Here is a 20,192-nt window from a genome sequence, read left to right as displayed (position 1 = left end):
AACATGAAATTGAAATATAAAAGTCTATTGTTAATAGCATTACTGGCGGGGGGACTTTCGTCGTGCGATACAGACTTTCTGGATGTAACGCCGCCTACCGAAATCCCTACGGACGCAGTGTGGAAGGACGGCGCATTGGCCGAAGGTTTTGTGACCGGGGTTTATGCAGGTCTTCAGCAGGGAGGTTTCAGTGAGCAGATGCTCGCTTCACTCACCGATGAAGCTGTATTTACTCACACAGGCCGTAACATCAATACCGTGAATGAAGGTAGTTTGAGCCCTTCTAACCTCGGTTGGGTGGACGCGACCTACGGTTGGAGCCAGATGTTCCAGTACATTCGTGCAACTAACATCGCCATTTCAAACCTGGGTGTTGCGACATTTACGGATGAAACCTTGAAAGCGCGACTGAAAGGTGAAGCATACTTCTTGCGTGCTTACTACTATCAGCAATTGGTGCGCTATTATGGTGCTGTGCCCCTCATCAAGAAAGTATACGCGCTGAACGAAGATTACTCCGTTGCCCGCGCTACTTTTGATGAGTGCGTGAAGTCGATTGTAAGTGATGCCGACAGCTCTGCATTGTTGCTGGACGGAAAATCGCTGGTAAAAGGCCGCGCCACCAAAGCTGCCGCGCTCGCATTGAAAGCAAGGATATTACTGTACGCTGCGAGCGACTTGCATGACATCCCAACTGCGAAGGCAAAATCGGCTGTGATCTCCGCTTTCCCCAACCCTGAGTTCCTGGGATATACCTCAGGTGACCGCAAGGCTCGCTGGACCGCTGCACAGGCGGCTGCAAAAGCTGCCCTGGATGCAGGTGGCGCAGGTTACAAACTGAACCTGACAGCTCCGGTAACCCAGGAGCAGGGACGTCTCAACTACATTTCGTTGGCGATGGCGGGTGCCAGCGCGGACAAGTCCCTGGATGCTTCGGCGAACGATATTATTTTCGGGCGTTACTTTACGCCAAGCCAGAACGAAGGCGCACGTCAGACCGGTTTGAACAATGGTCCTAACGGCTACCACAACTGGGCTGGTAACACGCCGATCGGAACGCTTGTAGATGATTACGAAATGATGGACGGTACTTCGTTCTCATGGACTAACCCTGCCCATAAAGCAAGCCCGTACACAAATCGCGACCCACGCTTCTATGCAACGGTAATGTACGACGGTGCTACCTGGAAACCACGTCCTTCGGATGCGAAAGACCCTGCTAACCAGATTCAGACCGGTGCTTATGACCTTCTGGACGACAAAGGTGCGCTGATCAACCGCAAAGGATTGGATACCCGCAGCAGCTCTATCGAAGACTGGAACGGAAGCCGTACTGGTTACTACATGCGTAAGTTCATCGATCCGAACCCGTCGTTGTACGACAACACCGATCGCCAGAACATCCCATGGCCGTTCATGCGTGTGACTGAAAACGTGTTCAACTACATTGAGGCGAGCATTGAAGTAGGCGAAGAAGCCGTTGCATTGGAATGGCTGAACAAGATCCGCTTCCGTGCGGGTATGCCTGCATTGAAAGTTTCAGGTGCTGCTTTGAAGGAGGCTTATCGTCACGAGAAGCGCATTGAAATGGCTTACGAGGAACAGCGTTACCACGATGCACGTCGCTGGATGATCGCTCCGACCACATTGGGCCGTTCGTTGCAATACATCAACGTGATCGGTAAATTCAAGCCAGGTAAATCAATGAAGGAGCCATATCACTATGATCCAACGGTTTACGATTATACTTATACTCCGGTAGAAGAGAAATCGCACGAAAACCGTACGTGGGTCGATAAGATGTATTTCCGTCCGTTTAGCCGCGACGAAATCAACCGTAACGCAAAACTGGTACAAAACCCGGGTTACGATAAATAGTTATATTTTATTGACTAATTTTACTGAAACTATGCCTTGGCTTACAAGGCATAGTTTCTTTTTTTACTCCTTCAAAACTCTTCATTCCTGTCATGAAGCAAATATGGCCCTGGAAAGCAGGCAGCATTGTTCTGGTCGCTGGACTGGTACTTTCCGGTTGTGACAAATCCTCCGATTCCAAAGAAGAAAAGAAAGGCCCTGAGGGCCCCAAACTCTTTACGTTGCTGAGCCCCGAACAAACAAAAGTAGATTTCTCCAATACATTGACCGAGGGGTTGAACACCAATGTGCTGATGTATGAATACTTCTATAACGGCGGGGGAGTAGCAGTAGGCGATCTGAATAGCGACGGACTCGACGATATTTACTTCACCGGCAACATGGTGCCCAACAAGCTTTACCTGAACAAGGGTAAGATGATATTCGAGGACATCACCGGCATTGCGCAGGTAGGAGGGCGTGAGCGCCCGTGGAAGACAGGCGTCACCATGGCGGATGTAAATGGAGATGGTAAACTGGATATTTATGTTTGCTACTCCGGTGCGGTTTCGCCCGAGAGCCTGAAAGACCAGTTATTCATCAACAAAGGAAACAATGCCCAGGGGGTGCCGCAATTTGAAGAAATGGCGGAGCAATACGGTCTGGGCGTTTTAAGCAACAGCACACAAGCGGCATTTTTCGATTTTGACAAAGATGGGGACCTCGATATGTTCCTGCTCAACCATAACCCGAAAGCCCTCCCGATCCTCGACGAGGCAAGTACGGCGGATATCCTGAAAAAAGAAGACCCGGTTACCGGCGTGAGGCTTTTCCGCAACGACCCGCAAAACGGCGCACCACATTTTACAGATATTACGAAGAAAGCGGGCATTCACAGCTCACAACTGACCTACGGCCTTGGTATCGGCATTGCCGACGTTAACCAGGACGGCTGGCAGGATATGTACATTTCCAACGATTACTCCGTTCCCGACTTTTTATATATTAATAATGGCAACGGCACCTTCACCGACGCGCTCGATGCCAGCATCGGCCACACGTCGCATTCCTCGATGGGCAACGACATCGCCGATTTCAATAACGACGGCCTGCCCGATATTTTCACGCTCGATATGCTTCCGGAAGATAACCGCCGCCAAAAGCTGCTGACGGGCCTGGATAACTACGAATTGTTTGATTTCAACGTCAAAATGGGTTTCCATCACCAGTATATGCGCAATATGCTGCAACTGAACGAAGGCTTGGGCAAGGGTACAAAACAACCTGTATTCTCCGAAATCGGCCAGCTTTCGGGGGTTTCCAATACCGATTGGAGCTGGGCGTCGCTATTTGCCGACTATGATAACGACGGCTGGAAAGACCTTTTCATCACAAACGGTAACCTGCGCGACTTCACGAATATGGATTTTGTGAAGTTTATGGGCGACCACTTGAAGCGCATCGAAGGACAGGTAAAACGGGAAGACGTGCTGCAACTGGTGTACCAAATGCCTTCTTCCAATATGAAGAACTACCTTTTTCAAAATAAGAAAGACCTGACATTTACCAACGTAGCCGACAGCTGGGGCCTGGGTGAGATCTCTAACTCCGGCGGCGCAGCCTACGCCGACCTTGATAACGATGGCGACCTCGACCTCGTTGTCAACAACATCAACAAGCCTGCATTCATTTACCAGAACGATGGCGATAAGCATTTGAAAAACAATTATCTCAAAGTGAAACTCACCGGAGCCGGCCAAAACACGCTCGGGATTGGTGCGAAGGTGACGATTTATCAGAAGGGGCAGCAACAATACCTCGAACAAATGCCGACACGCGGTTACCAGTCGAGTGTGTCGCCGGTGCTGCATTTCGGATTGGGTAAGGAAGGGTCTGTCGATTCGCTGGTGGTAACCTGGCTCAATGGCAAACAGGAAAAGGTTATTAACCCGAAAACGAATGCAACGCTGGCGCTCTCCGAGGCAAATGCTAAGGAGAAGGCGAAAGCTGACAAAGCTGTCACGCCGTTGTTTGCACAAATAGCTTCACCGATTACATTCAAGAGCCCTGCGGTGAAGCTGAATGATTTCAAACGCCAGCCGCTGCTGATCAACCCGATTTCCTTCACGAATCCGTGTATGAGAAAAGGCGATGTGAATGGCGATGGCTTGGAGGATGTGTTTATCGGCGGTACGTCCGGTGAAGTAGCCAGATTGTACATTCAGCAAAAAGGCGGGACGTTCAGTTTGAAACCGGTGCCTGCGTTTGAAGCGGATAAACAAAGTGAAGATACGGATGCATTGTTTTTTGACGCGAACGGCGATGGCACGCAGGATATCTTCGTTGCCAGCGGCGGTTACGCGAGCTTTATGCCCGAAGATCCCTTGCTGCAAAGCCGGCTGTATGTCAACGACGGCAAAGGCAACTTTACCAAAAGTACCAACGCGTTGCCTGCAATGCTTACGAGCGCGAGCTGTGTACGTGCGACAGACATCAATGGAGATGGCAAGCCCGACCTTTTCGTAGGCGGTCGCGTGATACCAGGCCGCTATCCTGAAACGCCGCGCAGCTATGTGCTCATTAATGATGGAAAGGGTAAATTCACTGACCAGACGGCAGCATTGTCGAAAGAACTGGAACGCATTGGCCTTGTTACCGATGCTGCGTGGACGGATTTGAACGGCGACAAAAAAGCCGATCTGATCGTGGTAGGGGAATGGATGCCGGTTACTGTGTTTGTCAATACGAATGGTAAACTCGAAAACAAGACCACCGACTATTTTGACAAACCTTACAATGGTTGGTGGAACAAAATCCTCGTCGAAGACCTGAATGGCGACGGTAAGGACGACCTCGTGATTGGCAACATGGGTACCAACACCCAATGCAAAGCCAGCGATGCCGAGCCCGTAGAAATGGTTTATAAGGATTTCGACGACAATGGCTCCGTTGACCCGATCATGAGCTTCTATATTCAGGGAAAAAGCTACCCGTACGTAACCCGCGACGAAATGCTGGATCAGATGAGCATTATGCGTACCCGTTTTCAAGACTATAAAAGTTACGCGGACCTGACCGTGAAAGAAATTTTTACAAAAGAAGAACTAGAAGGAGCGAAAGAGCTGAAAGCGAACTATTTGAAAACGGCCTATTTCGAAAGAGCAGGGAACGGCAAATTTACAGAGAAGGCATTGCCGTTGCAAGTTCAGGTATCGCCGGTTTACACCATTACTTCGCTCGATTACAACGCAGATGGTAAAAAGGATTTGCTCCTTTGCGGTAATGTCAGCAAGGCCCGGCTTCGCTTCGGGAAATACGATGCCAATTATGGTATTCTATTGCAAGGAAATGGGAAAGGGCAGTTCGAATACGTACATCAGGATAAATCAGGCTTTGGGCTGAAAGGGGATGTGAGAAGTGTACTGCCGCTTGGAAATAAGTTGTTGTTCGGAATTAATCAACAGGAAGTAAAAGCATATCAAATTGGCAAAGTTCAATAACCTTCTCCTCGTATTGCTGTTGGCCGTCATGTGGACGGCCTGCAAGAAAAGTGAATCTAAAAAGGAGATCGATCCGACTGTAATAGGGCAGGTAACGTTGCAAATGACCGACGTAATGGTGCATGACGTCACGAACCCGCCGCTGGGAGCCAGGTTTTACGCTTATGCCTGTCTGGCGGGCTATGAAGTGGTTGCTCAGAGCGACAAGGCATATCCTACCATGCACGGCGTGCTGAACGATTTTCCGGAAATCGAAAAGCCGAAAGTGGAGGAATATTCCTACCAGCTCGCTTCCGCCTTGGCAATGCTGGAAACGGCGAAAAAAATGCAGCCTTCGGGCGATATGCTGCTCAAAAAATACCAGCAAAGCCTGATAGATTCCTGCAAGAAAATCGGGTTTACAGACGAGGTAATAGCCGGCTCGCAGGAGTATGCGTTGGCAGTAAGTAAGCAGATTTTGAAGTATGCCAAAGGCGACCGTTACAACAAGATCAGCAACTTTCCTCGGTATGAGCCGCACGGCGGCCCGGGAACGTGGTATCCGACACCTCCGGGTTATTTTCCGCCGGTAGAACCTTATTTCAAAACGGTGCGTCCGTTTACACTGGATTCGGCCTCACAGTTCCGCCCGGCGCCCCCGATCGCCTTCTCCGAAGCAAAAGATTCGGAGTTTTACAAACTGATGAAGCTCAATTACGACGACGATCAAAAAGCGCAGGAGCATCGTACGATCGCCGCCTTCTGGGATTGTAATCCGTTTGCGTTGGAAAACAAAGGCCATTTATTGGTAGGGATGAAGAAAATCTCTCCGGGTGCGCATTGGATGGGAATTACGGACATTGCCTGCCGGAAAGCAAAAACCGATTTTTCTAAAACCATGCTGATCAACGCTTCGGTGGCGATCGGGCTTATGGACGGCTTTATGACTTGCTGGGACGAGAAATACCGCAGCAACCGCCTCCGCCCCGAAACGGCCATCCGTAAGTATATCGACCCAACCTGGAAGCCATTCCTGCAAACTCCGCCATTTCCCGAATACCTCAGCGGTCACTCGGTCATATCGACAGCGGCTGCGGTTATCCTTACCCATTATTTCGGGGATGATTTTGCTTATACCGACACCGTCGAGGAGCGTTTCAATCTCAAAGCCCGCCCGTTCAAATCGTTCCTGGCGGCGTCAGAAGAATCCGGCATGTCGCGGTTTTACGGTGGTATTCACTTCATGGACGCGATCGAGAACGGGCAGAAGCAAGGGAAGCAAGTTGGAGAATGGGTGGTTAAAAAGCTTGAAACCAAAGCGGTGGCATCAGGGAAGTAGCATTTGCGACTCATTAAGCAGCGTCTTTGTAAATCTGTAACCCACCTCAAACAACTGATCGGCCTTCCGGAAATCGAAAATGCTGAACCGGCTCAATGCAGGCGGCTCTATCTGCAAGTTGCATTTCGCTAAGCGGGCCCTGGTTTTAGTATGCATCGCCAGAATAAGGCTGCGGTAGACGATCTCGGTGGTCCGTTTGAGCGGCTTATCCAGATTGAACGGATTGCAGTGGCTGCCAACAATATAATCTGCCTCGTCGAGCACCGGTTCGACAGGTAGGTTGTTCAAAACACCTCCGTCGACCAGGTCGTAGCCATTATAATGCATCGGACTGAAAAGCCCGGGAATGCAGCATGACGCTAGGACGGGCAATGCCAATTCTCTGCTGCGGAAACGTACTTCTTCTCCCGAAACAATGTCGGTAGCAGTCACCACTAGCGGTGTTTTGAGCGATTCGAATGTGTTTTCTGGAATGAATTTGCGGAAAATATCTTCCATTTTCCGCATGTGCAGCAAGCCATTAGCGCCTATCCCGAATCTTAAATAGGGATAAAAACTAGTGTCGCGAATGATTTTGAGAATCTCAGACGGGTCGTAACCGTGGGCCAGCAATGCACCCACAAATGCCCCTGAGCTCGTAGCGCTGATCACATCGGGCCGTATGCCACGCTCCCACAATGCCTGCGCCACGCCCACATGCGCGATCCCCCGCGCGCCCCCGCCTGAGAGGATTAGTGCTGTTTTCATGGGTTAGGGAAGGAGTATTAACTCATCGACTCGTTCGAAATGCTTCACATTCAACGTTGCCAGTGGCAAGCTGTAATGCACCGCCGTGGCAGCGATAAAGAGATCTGCCATGCCGATAAGTTTACTTTGTTTCTTGAGTGCCTTACTGATATCGACAGCCGTACGAGCAATCTCTTTGTCGAATGCCAAGACCTGAGTTCTGAACAAAAAGTCCTCCCAATACGCTGTCTGATTTGGGGTAGTGCCGGTGTAAATTTCGAATTCGGTTAGCGCCGAAATGCAATAACTGAAATCGTCTCTCACCATTTTCAGTAGCCGGGAATTTGCTTTGTTGGATTTACGGAAAAAGTCGATGAGCACGGAGGTGTCAACAAGCACTAATTTTTTCGCCATTGGTCAATTGCCTTTCTCGTTTCTTCAATCGTTTTTATTTGATTTTCAGAGAACGTTGGGGCTGACAGCAAGAATTCTTCAAGTGAGTTGTCATCAGAATTTGCTTCAAGGCGATCCAGTTCAGCTTTTAGTATTTTGCGCTGAACGTCTGACAAACGTTTTACCTGGGATATCAGATGATCGAATTGGATGTCTTTTTGAGTGTGCATATTCAAATATAGTTAAATTTTTACACTACTCAACCAGGAAATCCCCCAACATTCCCCGCTCCCGAATCCTGATTCCCTTCTCCGTATTTTCCACCAATGCAGCCTCATAAACAGGATCATGCTCGAAAAGCAATATACATTCCTCATCTACGGCTTGTCGGAGAACGCTCTGCTTTTCTTCCATCGTTTGCAGCGGCCGCATGTCATAACTCATGATCCACGGAATGGGGACGTGATAGGACGAAGGAAAGAGGTCGGCGCAGTAAATGATCTTCTGGTTTTTGTATTGAATCACCGGCAGCATCATTTGCTCGGTATGCCCGTCGACGTTGATGAGGTTGATGTTTTCAAACGGCGACTGACCGATCTGAATAAATTGTAGTTGGCCCGATTCCTGTAAGGGAAGTATATTTTCCTTTAAAAACGATGCTTTCTCACGCGGGTTAGGATTGGTAGCCCACTGCCAATGCGCTTCGTTCGACCAGTAGGTGGCGTTTGCGAAGGTCGGTTCGAGACGGGAGCCGTCGCGGCTGAACTGTACGGCGCCGCCGACGTGATCGAAATGCAGGTGGGTTAGCAGCACGTCGGTAACGTCCGCAGGGCTGAAACCTTTTTCGGCGATGGAGGAATGCAAAGTCGCGTTGCCGTGGAGGTCGTAATAACCAAAGAATTTGTCATCCTGTTTGTTACCCATTCCAGTGTCGACCAGTATTAGTTTTGCACCATCCTCAATCAGCAGGCATCGCATAGCCCAGGAGCACAGATTTTTGTCATCGGCAGGATTGTGTTTATTCCAAAGCACTTTTGGGACCACGCCGAACATCGCCCCGCCATCGAGCTTGAAAAAACCGGTTTCGATGATATGGATTTTCATAGGGTTTTTGAGATTTTAATCGTCTAAATCAGTGGAATATCAACATTCTATCGACCTAACATACCATTATTTTTTCGATCTTCCGCCCTCAATACATAACAAGCCTAATCATGCGCGTACCGTTCCTTCCAGTCAGTTTAATGCTATTGTCGACGTTTTTTGTTGATAATCAATCCTGTGCACAAAAAAAGCCCGTCGACTACGTGGCCACGATGATCGGTACCGCCCCGTCGGCAACGGAAAGCGCCAAAGCACACAGCGAGGCAGGAAGCGAGCTGAAAGGACAAACCATCCCCGCTGTGGGCGTGCCCAATGGCATGACCCAGTGGACGCCCCAAACGCGCGCGACAGAAACCAAATGCATTGCGCCGTTTTACTACAACGATAATAAATTTCAGGGGTTTCGCGGCACGCATTGGCTCAATGGCTCGTGCGTACAGGATTATGGCTCCGTCACCGTGATGCCGCTGTCGGGCGAGCTCACTACCGATCCCCAAAAAAGAGCCAGCGTGTTCAGTCACGACAAAGAGGAAAGTACGCCCGATTATTATGGGGTGTGGTTGCAGGATCATCAGATCCATGCGGAAGTAACTGCACTGGCGCGGACGGCGATTATGCGCTTCAAGTTCGGGAGCGGGGAGGAGTCATTTATCATAGTAGAGCCCAATAGCGACGAAGGGGAAGGTTTTGTGGAGGTGCTCCGGGAGCGAGGGGAGATAGTGGGTTATAACCCCGTACACCGTATTTACCAGGGAGCGGGCCAGCCGGCCGGTATCAGCGGGTATTTTGTGATGAAATTCGATCAGAAATTTATGCAGTCGGGTGTGTGGTTGGGCGATACCATTACACCAATGGGAAGGATACTTACCGGCAAAGGAAACCGGGAAAGGCTCGGAGCGTATGTGGGGTTCGGTGACGAGAAACAGGTGATAACGGTCCGCATAGGCACGTCATTCACGAGCATTGAGGGTGCACGCGCGAATCTTGAAAAAGAATTAGGTACGAAATCATTCGAAGCTGTCCGCAAAGCGTCGCACGATGCGTGGAATGAGGCTTTGGGGAAAGTAGCGGCTATTGGTAGTGAAAATGATAAGGCGCTTTTTTACAGTGCATTATACAGGACTAAACTTTCACCAAGGCTCTTCTCGGATGTCGACGGCAGCTATCCCTCGTTTGCAGGCGGTACCCCGCTCCAAAAAGCCGAAGGTTTCGAATATTATTGCGATTTCAGTATGTGGGATAGCTTCCGGGCCGCAATGCCGCTGGAAATATTGCTTGAACCCAAACGTGCGGGCGATATGATGCAATCACTCGTGAAAAAGGCCGAGCAGGGAGGGTGGATGCCGATTTTCCCCTGCTGGAACCACTATACGGCGGCGATGGTGGGCGACCACGCATTGTCGGTGATCGCAGATGCTTATACAAAGAACGTCCGGAACTTCGATGTGAACAGCGCCTACAACTTCCTCCGTAAAAATGCATTCGAAGTGAATACCAATGCCAAAAGCTATGAAGCAGGGCAGGGACGCCGGGCATTGAAATCCTACCTGCAATATGGTTACGTGCCGCTGGAAGACAGCGTTTGGCAGGCATTTCACAAGCGCGAGCAGGTGTCGCGCACGCTCGAATACGCGTACGATGATTTTTGCTTATCGACCCTGGCGACTAGCCTGGGCAAAAAGGAAGATGCGGATCAGCTGCGCAACCGGGCGCTTAATTACCGGCATGTGATCGACCCGTCGACAGGTTATGCGCGTGGACGGTATGCCGACGGCCGCTGGATTGCCGATTTTGACCCGTTTGCCAAACGTGCCAGCTTCATTACCGAAGGCTCCCCCGCGCAATACACCTGGTTTGTGCCGCAGGATGTTACGGGGCTCCAAAAAATCATGGGCGGCAAAAGCCGTTTCATCGCCAAGCTCGACACGCTGTTCGACCAGGGGCATTACTGGCATGGCAACGAACCTAATCACCAGATTGCGTATCTCTATGCATTTGCCGGGCAGCCCTGGAAGACACAGCAGTGGGCGCGGACAATCATCAGAAGTGAATATGATACGAGTGTTGGAGGGCTGAGCGGCAACGAGGACGGAGGGCAAATGTCGGCCTGGCTGGCTTTCAGTATGATGGGCTTTTACCCCGTAGCACCGGGAACAGACCAATATGTGCTCGGAAGCCCGGTTTTTGAAGAAATTTCAATAGAAACGGGCAAGAACCGCAAATTTACCGTAAAGGCAAAAGGCGTTTCCGACAATGCGCGATACATTCAATCGGCGACGTTAAATGGCAAGCCTTTCACCCGGACTTACATTACCCACTCAGAACTCCTGAAAGGCGGAACGCTGGTGCTGCAAATGGGGGATAAACCTAATAAGCAGTGGGGCACGCAGGAAGCGGATATGCCTTTTTCACTTTCCAAAAACTGACTGGCATTTAAGAGCGGTGTCGGGATGGAGAAAAATATGTTTCAGGAAAGAATGTTTTGATAGTTTTCAATACAACGATATAAAATTTGCATTCGCAGCGGTTGGTGGCTAAATTCCATAATTCCATTACTATTCACTCCCAACCCAATGAACCGCAGAAATTTCTTTGAAAAGGCCATTCCGGCCAGCTTCGCATTAGGTGCCGTTGCAACTTCCTGTGCGCCAAGAGCCGAGTTGAGGTATCCCGACAAACATTTTCACATCAGCCGGGGTTACCATCAAATCCCCAAATTACGCCTTTCGATGGACCGTATTGTCAAAGAAACGGTCGGTTTACGGCCATTCCGTGCCTCGGGGCCTCGGCTGGATGTGGAGCAGATCGGAAACAAGACGATCGTCCACAACTATGGCCATGGAGGCAGCGGCTGGTCGTTGTCGTGGGGCACGGGCAACATTGCGCGCAAGAATGTACTGGCTACGGGCGAGCAGAAAGTTGCCGTGCTGGGCTGCGGGACGGTAGGGATAGCGACGGCCCGGCTGTTGCAGGAAAGCGGCTGTGAGGTGACCATTTACACCAAAGACGTGCCGCCGAATGTGACGAGCAACCTTGCGACCGGCACCTGGTCGCCGGCGTCGAGGGTTTGTGACAAAAAAATCGTGAAGCCCGGGTTCGAGGCGATATGGGAAGAAGCGACGCGGTTCTCATTTCGCCGGTTTCAATTTTTGTTGGGAATGAATGATATTGCCAGCTGGGCAGAGGAATATGGCGTTTTCAGGGAGGCACCTGTTTATACACCTGGTGCAGGCGGTGAGGATTTTGAAATACATGGTCTGTTACCGGAACGCGTGCGGCTGGAAAAGAAGGAACACCCTTTCAAAGCCGACCACGTGACACGCAGGACCAATATCATGTTTAATATTCCGACTTATTTGCGCCACCAGTTGCAGGATTTCACGATGTTCGGAGGAAAGGTGAAAATCCACGAGATCAAAAAGCTGGAAGATATCGACGCATTGCCCGAAAAAGTGGTCGTGAATTGTATGGGACTGGGTGCAAAACCGGTATTCAACGACAGCGAACTGACGCCTGTTTCCGGCCAGCTTTCCTGCCTTATTCCCCAAGGTGACGTGAATTACAAGCTGTATACGCAAGGTGCCAATTTCATTGCCCGGAAAGACGGTATTTACATCGGCAGCAATGGGATCGTAGGCAATTGGGACACGACACCGAGCAAGGAGCAAACCGAGAAGACCGTCGGGATATTGATGAAACTGATGGAGGAAATGCGAGGTTAATCCTCTTTGAGAAGATAACGCCGGCGGATCTCGTTGATAAGGAATTTTTTATGGCCTGTGAAACTTTCCGGATGCATGGTTTCAAAAAGCGTGCTCCATTCCTGGTAGCGCAAAACATCGCCTTTCCTGAACGCTTCCGCATCTATTTTTTTTGATTTCAGATATTCCTGGAATTCCATATTGCATGATTTTGCCTGCAATATACCCGTTTAAAGTAAGCAATGCCTGCCCGGAAATCAGCTTTAAGCATTAATTTGGCGCGAAATTGCAACGAATACCCCATGAATGTTTTTGAAATGAAAATAGACCTCCGCAGCGACACCATTACCAGGCCTACTCAGGAAATGCAGGAAGCCATGTGGAGCGCGGAAGTAGGCGACGATGTTTTTGGTGACGATCCGACCGTGAATGCATTGCAGGAAAAGGCTGCGAGACTCTTCGGAATGGAAGATGCACTTTTTTGCCCTTCCGGCACCATGACAAACCAACTGGCGATCCGCGTCCACACCCGTCCGGGCAGTGACGTGATCTGCGACAAACATTCGCACATTTACCTGTACGAAGGCGGGGGCATTATGCTGAACGCCTTTTCGTCCGTGAAACTGCTGGACGGCGATCGCGGAAGAATCTCGGCACAGCAGGTCAGTGAAGCGATCAGTCCGGAGAACGACGTCCACTCGACCGTTACGAGGCTAATTTCGCTCGAAAACACTATGAACAAAGGTGGCGGGTGCTACTATGATTTGAAGGAAATCGAAGCGATCCGCGATGTTTGCCGGGAACGTAACATTCCGTTGCACCTGGATGGCGCGAGGCTTTTTAATGCACTGGTCGAAACGGGCGAGACGCCGGTTCAATACGGGCAGGTATTTGACAGCATCAGCATTTGTCTCTCCAAAGGCCTGGGCTGTCCTGTGGGTTCGTTGCTTCTGGGAACGCATGAAATGGTTCGTGAGGCGCGCCGTTTCCGTAAGGTAATGGGCGGTGGCTGGCGGCAGGCGGGGTTTCTGGCCGCAGCAGGCATTTATGCACTCGATCACAACATTGATCGGTTGAAGGAAGATCACAGCCGAGCCAGAGCAATAGGGCAGCTGTTTGCTGCAAGGCCCGAGGTGGCCGAGATCTTTCCGGTCGATACCAACATTGTCATCATCCGGCTGAACGACGGAATTACAGAAAAAGAATATGTAAGCCGCCTTGCCGAGGCCGGAATTCTGGCTGTGACGTTCGGCAAGGGGCTGGTCAGATTTGTAACGCACCTCGATTTTACCGATGATCAGCTCGAAATGTTGAGCGGCAGGCTGAACAACTTTTAAACATCAGGGATCAATTCCTCATACTCGTATTCGGAATTTGGTCCCTGGTAAATCACTTTCATGCCTGTGAGGTCGGCTACGTATGTGTGTATGCCCGCAGCGCCGATCTCGCGTAGGAAAGTGGGGTAGTCGGTAATGCCATCCTGGGTGCGTTTGATGGCCGCCTTCACCTCTTCCATCTCAAATGTTTCTGCGCATTCAAATTCTGGCAAATCGCCGGCTATGATCAGCTTGTCGCCCTGAACGGACGTATAAGTACGTTTACGGTTCTTTACCTTCACCTCATAGTTGTCAACCCCGAGGGCTTTCAGGTTCTTGACAAATTGCGGGTATGGCTGGCCGGCAGCCCGTTGCTCGGCTGATTCAATAAGTTCTTCGGTCAGTTCGATCATTTCCATGGTCAGTTCGCTTTTTATCAAAAATGTTGCTTTGCCGATCGCCAAAGCAACATTTATCTAAGGTTAATCATATCAGGAAAATCAATGGGCCATATCGTCATCTTCGGGATGATGGACGATCAATGAGCTACGCGTATCCAGTTTTTTGATCATTTCATTGGACATCGCGTCGGCATACACACCATAGCTGCTCACAAGTGTTCCTTTCAATCCGTCTTTCGACTCGATGGCATATAAAATCGACATATCCGACGGGTTGGTCATCCCTTCGAACCGGTAAACCTGTACAATGTCGAAATCTTCGGGTGACAACGTCAGGCAAATGCCGTCGTCCTGATGTATTTCCAGGGCATGGGCTGTGAGGTTAAAATCATAGGTATAGCCTTGCTCCTGCAAATCTTCAAGCGTTTCGATGAGCGTATCGGGCTCACTCATGTTTTTATTGGAAGGATGCGGTTTCTTAACCTTGTCCTGGTCTGATCCTTGCAAGTCCATAATATTTTATTTTAAGATTGACGATCTGATTGATTGAACAATTGATAGCGGTTTGATCATCATCCGGGAAAAAAGTATGCCTTGCTGTACAGTCGTTTTTCGCCAGGAAAAGGCAAATCGGCGATGTACATATTGAGGTACTTTGACCTCAATATGCCAGAATTTGTAGAACGGGAATAGGAATTAACCGGGATTATTTGGGACGATAAATCAACTGCCCCGAGTTGTACGACCCGAAACATCCCAAACCACCCTCGATATTGGTGTAGATCAGCGACGGTTCTACGAATGGGTTATCCGAATCGCCCCGCGTTTGTACCGAGCGATGGTATTTGAAATAATGTTCGTCGGTATTGTACACTTCCATCGTGACCGATATGATCTTGCTTTTTGGAAAGGAGAGGTACACCGTGCCGTCGTTGCCAGTGTAACTAAGCGGCTTTGGCAGTTTTACCCGGCCGATGGGTGAATTGAAATCGGTCCCGTCCAGGTTTATGTCGTTGCGGAAATCGTTTCTGCCAATCGCGTCGTCCCAGTTGAAATTGAACCGGTTGCGGACCCTTTTTTCTATGAGTTGTCCCTGATTGGAAGTAACGCCTTCCGGCACGCTATATTCCAGGTCGAGCGATGCGCGCACCCGATAATAGTTGGCCTGCCCGGCAATGTCGTTCCAGGTGTACTTAACGGTTAGTGAAGTATCCCGAGCCGAAATATCGCCGGAAGAAGCGGTGTCGATTTCATAGGTTTTCGGAACCACCGCGCTTGCCGGAACCGTGCAGCTTGCGCTTACCGATCGCACACCATTCGTTACCGAAAGAAAATAGGTTTTCCCCGGTGAAATGCTGAGGGCCGATTTATCGATCGAGTAGAGCTGGTTGGTTGTATCGAACGGAATGACGATTTCCCGCGCTCCGTCGGATAATTTCACGACGGCATTGGGGATTACACCGCCTTTCAGATCCGGCTCGGTAAACAGCGGAATGGATTCTGTTACGACCACATTGATGCGGGCGGCTTGCGGAGAAATAAAGCATTGCACCACCAATTTCGATTCCACTTGGGGTAGGTTGGCCTGATCGACATCCGTCACAAGCGATTCGCATGCTGCCAGCAGGAATGTCAGAGACAGTAAAATGATATATCTGGGAAGCATAGCCGCTTTTAGAATTTAAAGTTATAGCTGAAATAGGGCAGTACCGGAAACAGCGAATAGCGCTTCAACGTGTATTTGGGAACCGGTGTAGCAGGCATTACATTGGGAAGAATGATGATTTCCTCGTCGATATTGTAGAAAAACGGATTCCTGCGGTTATAGGCATTGTAGACGCCGAACTCCCAAGTACGCTCATGCCGCTTTTTCTTTTTGTGGAATTGAATGGCGACATCCATCCTGTGGAACGGCTCGGCGCGGTAGCTGTTTTTCTGGCCATATTCGCTGACTGTCGGGCCGAACCAGTTGATCGCAGGTTTGCCGTCGGAAGTAAGGCGGGTTAAGAAGTTGTCGGTCGCCGCGCGATAGCTCGACACGGGGAGTGTCAATGCATTGCCGGTGCCATACACCCATGTGGCCGACACCGTAATTCTTTTGCTCAGCTCATAGATTCCCACCACAGAAAGATCGTGACGGCGGTCGTAACGCGGGAAGAACGTTTTGCCGAAATTCAGTTCGGGGAATTTCCAATAGGTCCACGACAATGTGTAACCGATCCAGCCGGAGAATCGTCCGGTTTTCTTTTGAACCAGAAACTCACCCCCATACGACCATCCCTTACCCGCGGTAACATTATCTTCCCAGCTGAGCTCGTTCGCATTCTCGCCGTTGATACTTAGGAAAGACGAGCCTTCCTTGTAGTTCAGGATGTTGTTCATTTTTTTATAATAGCCTTCGAGCGTAACCGTGAGCGCCGGGCGTTCAAAGTCTTTGGCAAAGCCCGCCGCCACTTGTTCGGATTGCTGAGGCGCTACGCGTGCGGTAGTAGGGACCCAAAGGTCGGTCGGAAGGCCGAGGCCGGTATTTGAAAGCAAATGCACATATTGGTTCATGCGCGCGTACGATGCCTTGAACGAAAGGTTCTCTGCCAGGCGTAATGCAGCCGAAATGCGCGGCTCGGGTCGTACGTAAGTTTTAACCTCGGTCTGAAATGTGCTTACCCTTAGCCCTGCATTGATCTTCAATGCATCTAAGGCCTGCCAGGTATCTTCGATATAAAGCCCCGATTCGAGCGAGTAAACCGGCTTCACCGATCGTTCAATCGGATTAGTGATAAATGAACCGGAGATTGCAAGCGCCGATGGGACAAATTTGTGAAAAGTGGCCTGCCCACCGAATTTCACCGCGTGCTTTGCCGAAGGATAAAAATCAAAATCCGTTTTCACGCCGAGATCGCGGATCCTCGAATCGTATTCAAGACTGAACTCGTCGTCCAGGGAACCATCACTATTCAAATCTTTGGAATAACTGGAAACTCCAAATTTGAAATTACTGAAAATGAAGGAGGTATTGACAAACAGTTTCTGGTTCAATACATGGTTCCAGCGAACGGTAGCCGTTGCATTGCCCCAGTCGAGGCCGGCCCGGGTTTCGGAAGTGCTGCTTTTTTCGTTGGCGTGGAACTTGTCGCGGCCGAAATAGCCGCTGATGTACAATTTGTCTTTACTGCCAAGGTCGTAATTCATCTTGGCATTCAGATCATAAAAGTAATAACCGGGCTTCACCTGACTGTCGGCGCCCCGCTGCTGCCGGGCGATCAGCGGCTTTGCGAGAAAATCGATGTATGTGCGCCGGCCGGAAATCAGGAAAGAAGATTTTCCCTTCGAAATAGGCCCTTCGAGCGTTAACCGCGAGGAGATCAGGCCTATTCCGCCCTCGCCATGCAGTTTCTCTTTGCTGCCTTCCTTCATGTTCATTTCCAATACCGACGACAGCCTGCCACCATATCGGGCCGGAAAGCCGCCTTTGGTCAATTCCACACTCCTAAGCGCGTCAGAATTGAAGATCGAGAAAAAACCAAAGAGGTGATTGGCATTGTAAACCACCGCGTCGTCGAGGATAATGAGGTTCTGGTCGGGTCCGCCCCCGCGTACATACAAGCCCGTTTGCCCTTCGGTACCCTTTTGCACACCCGGCATAAGCTGTAAGACCCGCAACACGTCCTTCTCGCCGAAGAATGCCGGTATTTTCTTCAACTGCTGGATCGGGATTTCGACTTTGCTCATTTGCACCGTCCGGCTCACATAGTCGTCCTGCTTGCGGGCCGACACGACCACTTCTTCGAGTTGTGTAATGGCGGGAAGAAAAATATTCAGTTCGGTATTGTTCTGGAGCGACACTCGTTTCAGCTGTTTTTCATAACCTACAAAGGAGAATGAGACAGTCGCGGAATCAGATGCCGGCAATGTGAGGGAGTAAAAACCGTAGGTATTCGTCACTGCGCCGTATGGGGTGTTATCGATATACACATTCACTCCCGGAAGCTGCTCCTGGCTGCCTTTTTCCCTCACAAAACCACTGATAGTAACGCGATTCTGAGCAAAAGAAATAATGTGGGAAAGGAAGAGAAAAGCCGTAAAAGTCAGTCGCATAGAAGAAAGTACGGGTTAGTTTGAGTAACGAGCCTAGTGGTAATCTAGTATGGAATATTGTATTTGACCATGACGACATATACACTCAAACCGTTGCAGCAGATCAAAAAGAATGGCGGAGTTTCCCTTTCAATCGGGAAATTCCGCCATTGCAGGAGTTCTGTAAGGTTACTTTACGCCTTTTACCCGCATTTTTAAGCCATACACCGCTGTTTCAGCAGTGATAAACAGCATATCGCGTTTCTTGCCGCCAAAGCAGACATTAGCCGTCCATCCTTTATGCACCGGAAAATGCGCGATTTGCGTACCTGTTTTATCAAAAATCGTGACACCGTCGCCGGTGATATATAGATTGCCCTCTTCGTCGAGGATCATCCCGTCGGAACCTTTGGAAACGAATAGTTGCCGGTTGGTCAGTGTGCCATCTTTTTGAATATCGTAAACATACGTTTTGCTGTCACCGATGTCTGCTACATAGAGTTTCTTGCCGTCCGGGGTGCCTATAATGCCATTGGGTTTTTTCAACTTTTCATCAACCCGGGTGAATTTTTTGCGGTCGGGACTGAGGTAATAAACATGTTGACCATCCTGCTGCATGGCGGGGTCACGTTTCCAGTAGTCGCGTTTGTAGAGGGGGTCGGTGAGGTAAATGCCGCCTTTGGCGTCAATCCAGAGGTCGTTGGGGCCGTTGAGCAGCTTGCCTTCGTAGTCCTTCACAAGTACTGTCGGATTGCCTTTCTTGTCAAATGACCAAACCTGATTATCCTCGTCAGAGCATGCTATAAGGTTCCCTTTTTTGTCGAAATACATGCCATTGGCGCGGCCTGCTTTGTCGGAAAACGTACTGAAAGCGCCCGTTTCGGCGTCCCAGCGGATGATCTTATTGTTAGGCTGATCGGTGAAAAACACATTGCCGTCCTTATCAGGTACCGGTCCTTCGGTAAATTTGTATCCATCACCCAGCTTCTCGACCTGCGCTCCCGGCGCGACAATTGATTTCGAATCCATGATTTGTGCAGATAGTAAAACGGGGTAAAACAGCGCGGCAATGCCAGCCAGCACCGGAATAATGATTTTAGATTTTTGCATGGTAATACCGTGCCCGGCGTTGGTTCGAACCGGGTCAGTGTATTAAAGTCGGAATAGGGGGCTGCTTTACTGTTTTGAAAGTCGAAGGTGTTACGCTTCGCGGGGTTGCATTACTGATGGGAAAGCAGGGAAAAATGCGTCTGTTGCAATTGCAGGCAGCGCGTGTTCTTTGCCAAACCATTGTTCGATTCGGAGCTTAGCTACGTGGATAGGCTTGCTCTGTGCAGCGGTGAATGCCTCGTAACTGCTGTCGGGAATGTGCGCAAAATAGCGATCGAAGAAATCGCTCATCGCTTGCATTCTTTCTTGCTCTCCCTCGATAATCCTGATTGTGCCGTAAATGATCACGCTTTGATATTCGCAACCAAAATCAACGGCTTTGGCAGCGGTGTAGAGTCTCCCATATTTGTATATTGAAATGCTCGCTTTTTTGCCATCGGTAATTTCATCGCCTGCGTGTCCGTGCTTGGAAAAATGGAAGATGATATCATTATTGGCCGCGTCGAAATGATAAAACGCGACGTGGATCAACGGATAACCCTCTTTTTCAATGGCAATCGAACAGGAAACGGCATTGTCGAGTATTTCGTGGAGGAAAGAAGTGTCGGTCTCTTGCCGGTCTTTTCTCCGGACGGATTGCGGGTAGTCTTTCATGGCTGGATGGTTTGGATATGTTGTGTGTAATAATAGGG

The 20,192-nt window shown here is 49.9% G+C and carries 17 protein-coding genes; 6 read left to right on the top strand and 11 right to left on the bottom strand.

Going from position 1 to position 20,192, the window contains the following annotated elements; all coding sequences use genetic code 11:
- The first annotated feature begins 3 nt into the window (after positions 1-3).
- The 3 genes from IEY24_RS17090 (at position 4) to IEY24_RS17080 (ending at position 6,675) form a co-directional block, all read left to right on the top strand.
- Positions 4-1,878: a RagB/SusD family nutrient uptake outer membrane protein gene (locus IEY24_RS17090; protein ID WP_188934229.1), complete on the top strand. Its 1,875-nt coding sequence runs from the start codon at positions 4-6 to the stop codon at positions 1,876-1,878.
- Between the two features lie 92 nt (positions 1,879-1,970).
- Positions 1,971-5,357, top strand: coding sequence for a VCBS repeat-containing protein (locus tag IEY24_RS17085; RefSeq protein WP_188934228.1), 3,387 nt, complete (start codon positions 1,971-1,973; stop codon positions 5,355-5,357).
- A gap of 13 nt (positions 5,358-5,370) precedes the next feature.
- Positions 5,371-6,675, top strand: a complete 1,305-nt coding sequence (locus tag IEY24_RS17080; RefSeq protein WP_188935219.1) for a vanadium-dependent haloperoxidase — start codon at positions 5,371-5,373, stop codon at positions 6,673-6,675.
- On the opposite strand, the gene IEY24_RS17075 is transcribed toward IEY24_RS17080, so the two are convergent.
- Genes IEY24_RS17075 through IEY24_RS17060 form a run of 4 tightly spaced genes read right to left on the bottom strand, consistent with a single transcriptional unit; the run spans position 6,664 to position 8,898 of the window.
- Entirely contained in the window at positions 6,664-7,422 is a 759-nt protein-coding gene (locus IEY24_RS17075) for a patatin-like phospholipase family protein (RefSeq protein ID WP_188934225.1), read from the bottom strand. The two genes, IEY24_RS17080 and IEY24_RS17075, sit on opposite strands and share 12 nt — an antisense overlap.
- A 3-nt stretch (positions 7,423-7,425) precedes the next feature.
- The gene (locus IEY24_RS17070) at positions 7,426-7,815 is read right to left on the bottom strand and encodes a type II toxin-antitoxin system VapC family toxin (protein ID WP_188934223.1); all 390 of its coding nucleotides are present in this window, start codon (positions 7,813-7,815) and stop codon (positions 7,426-7,428) included.
- A complete protein-coding gene (locus tag IEY24_RS17065; protein ID WP_188934221.1) occupies positions 7,800-8,024 on the bottom strand; it encodes a hypothetical protein in 225 nt (74 codons plus the stop codon). The genes IEY24_RS17070 and IEY24_RS17065 overlap by 16 nt, the downstream gene beginning before the upstream one ends.
- A gap of 25 nt (positions 8,025-8,049) precedes the next feature.
- Positions 8,050-8,898, bottom strand: a complete 849-nt coding sequence (locus tag IEY24_RS17060; RefSeq protein ID WP_188934219.1) for an MBL fold metallo-hydrolase — start codon at positions 8,896-8,898, stop codon at positions 8,050-8,052.
- A 110-nt stretch (positions 8,899-9,008) separates the two neighbouring features.
- On the opposite strand from IEY24_RS17060, the gene IEY24_RS17055 reads away from it, so the two are divergent.
- Together IEY24_RS17055 and IEY24_RS17050 are read left to right on the top strand one after the other, a co-directional pair.
- Complete coding sequence (locus IEY24_RS17055) at positions 9,009-11,324, top strand: GH92 family glycosyl hydrolase (RefSeq protein WP_188934217.1); 2,316 nt, start codon at positions 9,009-9,011, stop codon at positions 11,322-11,324.
- Between the two features lie 147 nt (positions 11,325-11,471).
- Positions 11,472-12,620 carry an FAD-dependent oxidoreductase gene (locus IEY24_RS17050; RefSeq protein ID WP_188934214.1) on the top strand — a complete coding sequence of 383 codons (1,149 nt, stop codon included), beginning with the start codon at positions 11,472-11,474 and terminating at the stop codon, positions 12,618-12,620.
- On the opposite strand, the gene IEY24_RS17045 is transcribed toward IEY24_RS17050, so the two are convergent.
- Positions 12,617-12,799, bottom strand: coding sequence for a hypothetical protein (locus IEY24_RS17045; RefSeq protein ID WP_188934212.1), 183 nt, complete (start codon positions 12,797-12,799; stop codon positions 12,617-12,619). The two genes, IEY24_RS17050 and IEY24_RS17045, sit on opposite strands and share 4 nt — an antisense overlap.
- A gap of 117 nt (positions 12,800-12,916) precedes the next feature.
- Between IEY24_RS17045 and IEY24_RS17040 the strand changes: the two genes are divergently transcribed.
- Positions 12,917-13,936: a threonine aldolase family protein gene (locus tag IEY24_RS17040; RefSeq protein WP_188934210.1), complete on the top strand. Its 1,020-nt coding sequence runs from the start codon at positions 12,917-12,919 to the stop codon at positions 13,934-13,936.
- Here the strand turns inward: IEY24_RS17040 and IEY24_RS17035 are convergent.
- From IEY24_RS17035 to IEY24_RS17010, 6 genes are all read right to left on the bottom strand, one after another.
- A complete protein-coding gene (locus IEY24_RS17035; protein ID WP_188934208.1) occupies positions 13,933-14,334 on the bottom strand; it encodes a DUF1398 domain-containing protein in 402 nt (133 codons plus the stop codon). The two genes, IEY24_RS17040 and IEY24_RS17035, sit on opposite strands and share 4 nt — an antisense overlap.
- Before the next feature lie 81 nt (positions 14,335-14,415).
- Positions 14,416-14,829 carry a hypothetical protein gene (locus IEY24_RS17030; protein ID WP_188934206.1) on the bottom strand — a complete coding sequence of 138 codons (414 nt, stop codon included), beginning with the start codon at positions 14,827-14,829 and terminating at the stop codon, positions 14,416-14,418.
- Between the two features lie 193 nt (positions 14,830-15,022).
- On the bottom strand, positions 15,023-15,982 hold the full coding sequence (locus IEY24_RS17025; protein WP_188934204.1) for a DUF4249 domain-containing protein: 960 nt from the start codon (positions 15,980-15,982) through the stop codon (positions 15,023-15,025).
- Positions 15,983-15,990: 8 nt separating this feature from the next.
- Positions 15,991-18,411, bottom strand: a complete 2,421-nt coding sequence (locus IEY24_RS17020) for a TonB-dependent receptor (RefSeq protein WP_188934202.1) — start codon at positions 18,409-18,411, stop codon at positions 15,991-15,993.
- 168 nt (positions 18,412-18,579) lie between these two features.
- Complete coding sequence (locus IEY24_RS17015; RefSeq protein WP_188934200.1) at positions 18,580-19,500, bottom strand: SMP-30/gluconolactonase/LRE family protein; 921 nt, start codon at positions 19,498-19,500, stop codon at positions 18,580-18,582.
- Between the two features lie 90 nt (positions 19,501-19,590).
- On the bottom strand, positions 19,591-20,154 hold the full coding sequence (locus IEY24_RS17010; RefSeq protein ID WP_188934199.1) for a pyridoxamine 5'-phosphate oxidase family protein: 564 nt from the start codon (positions 20,152-20,154) through the stop codon (positions 19,591-19,593).
- Between the last annotated feature and the right edge of the window lie 38 nt (positions 20,155-20,192).

The sequence above is a fragment of the Dyadobacter endophyticus genome (assembly GCF_014641595.1).
Classification (GTDB): Bacteria; Bacteroidota; Bacteroidia; order Cytophagales; family Spirosomataceae; genus Dyadobacter; species Dyadobacter endophyticus.
Note: the sequence above shows the minus strand (reverse complement) of the source record. Positions and strands in the feature narration are given on the sequence as shown.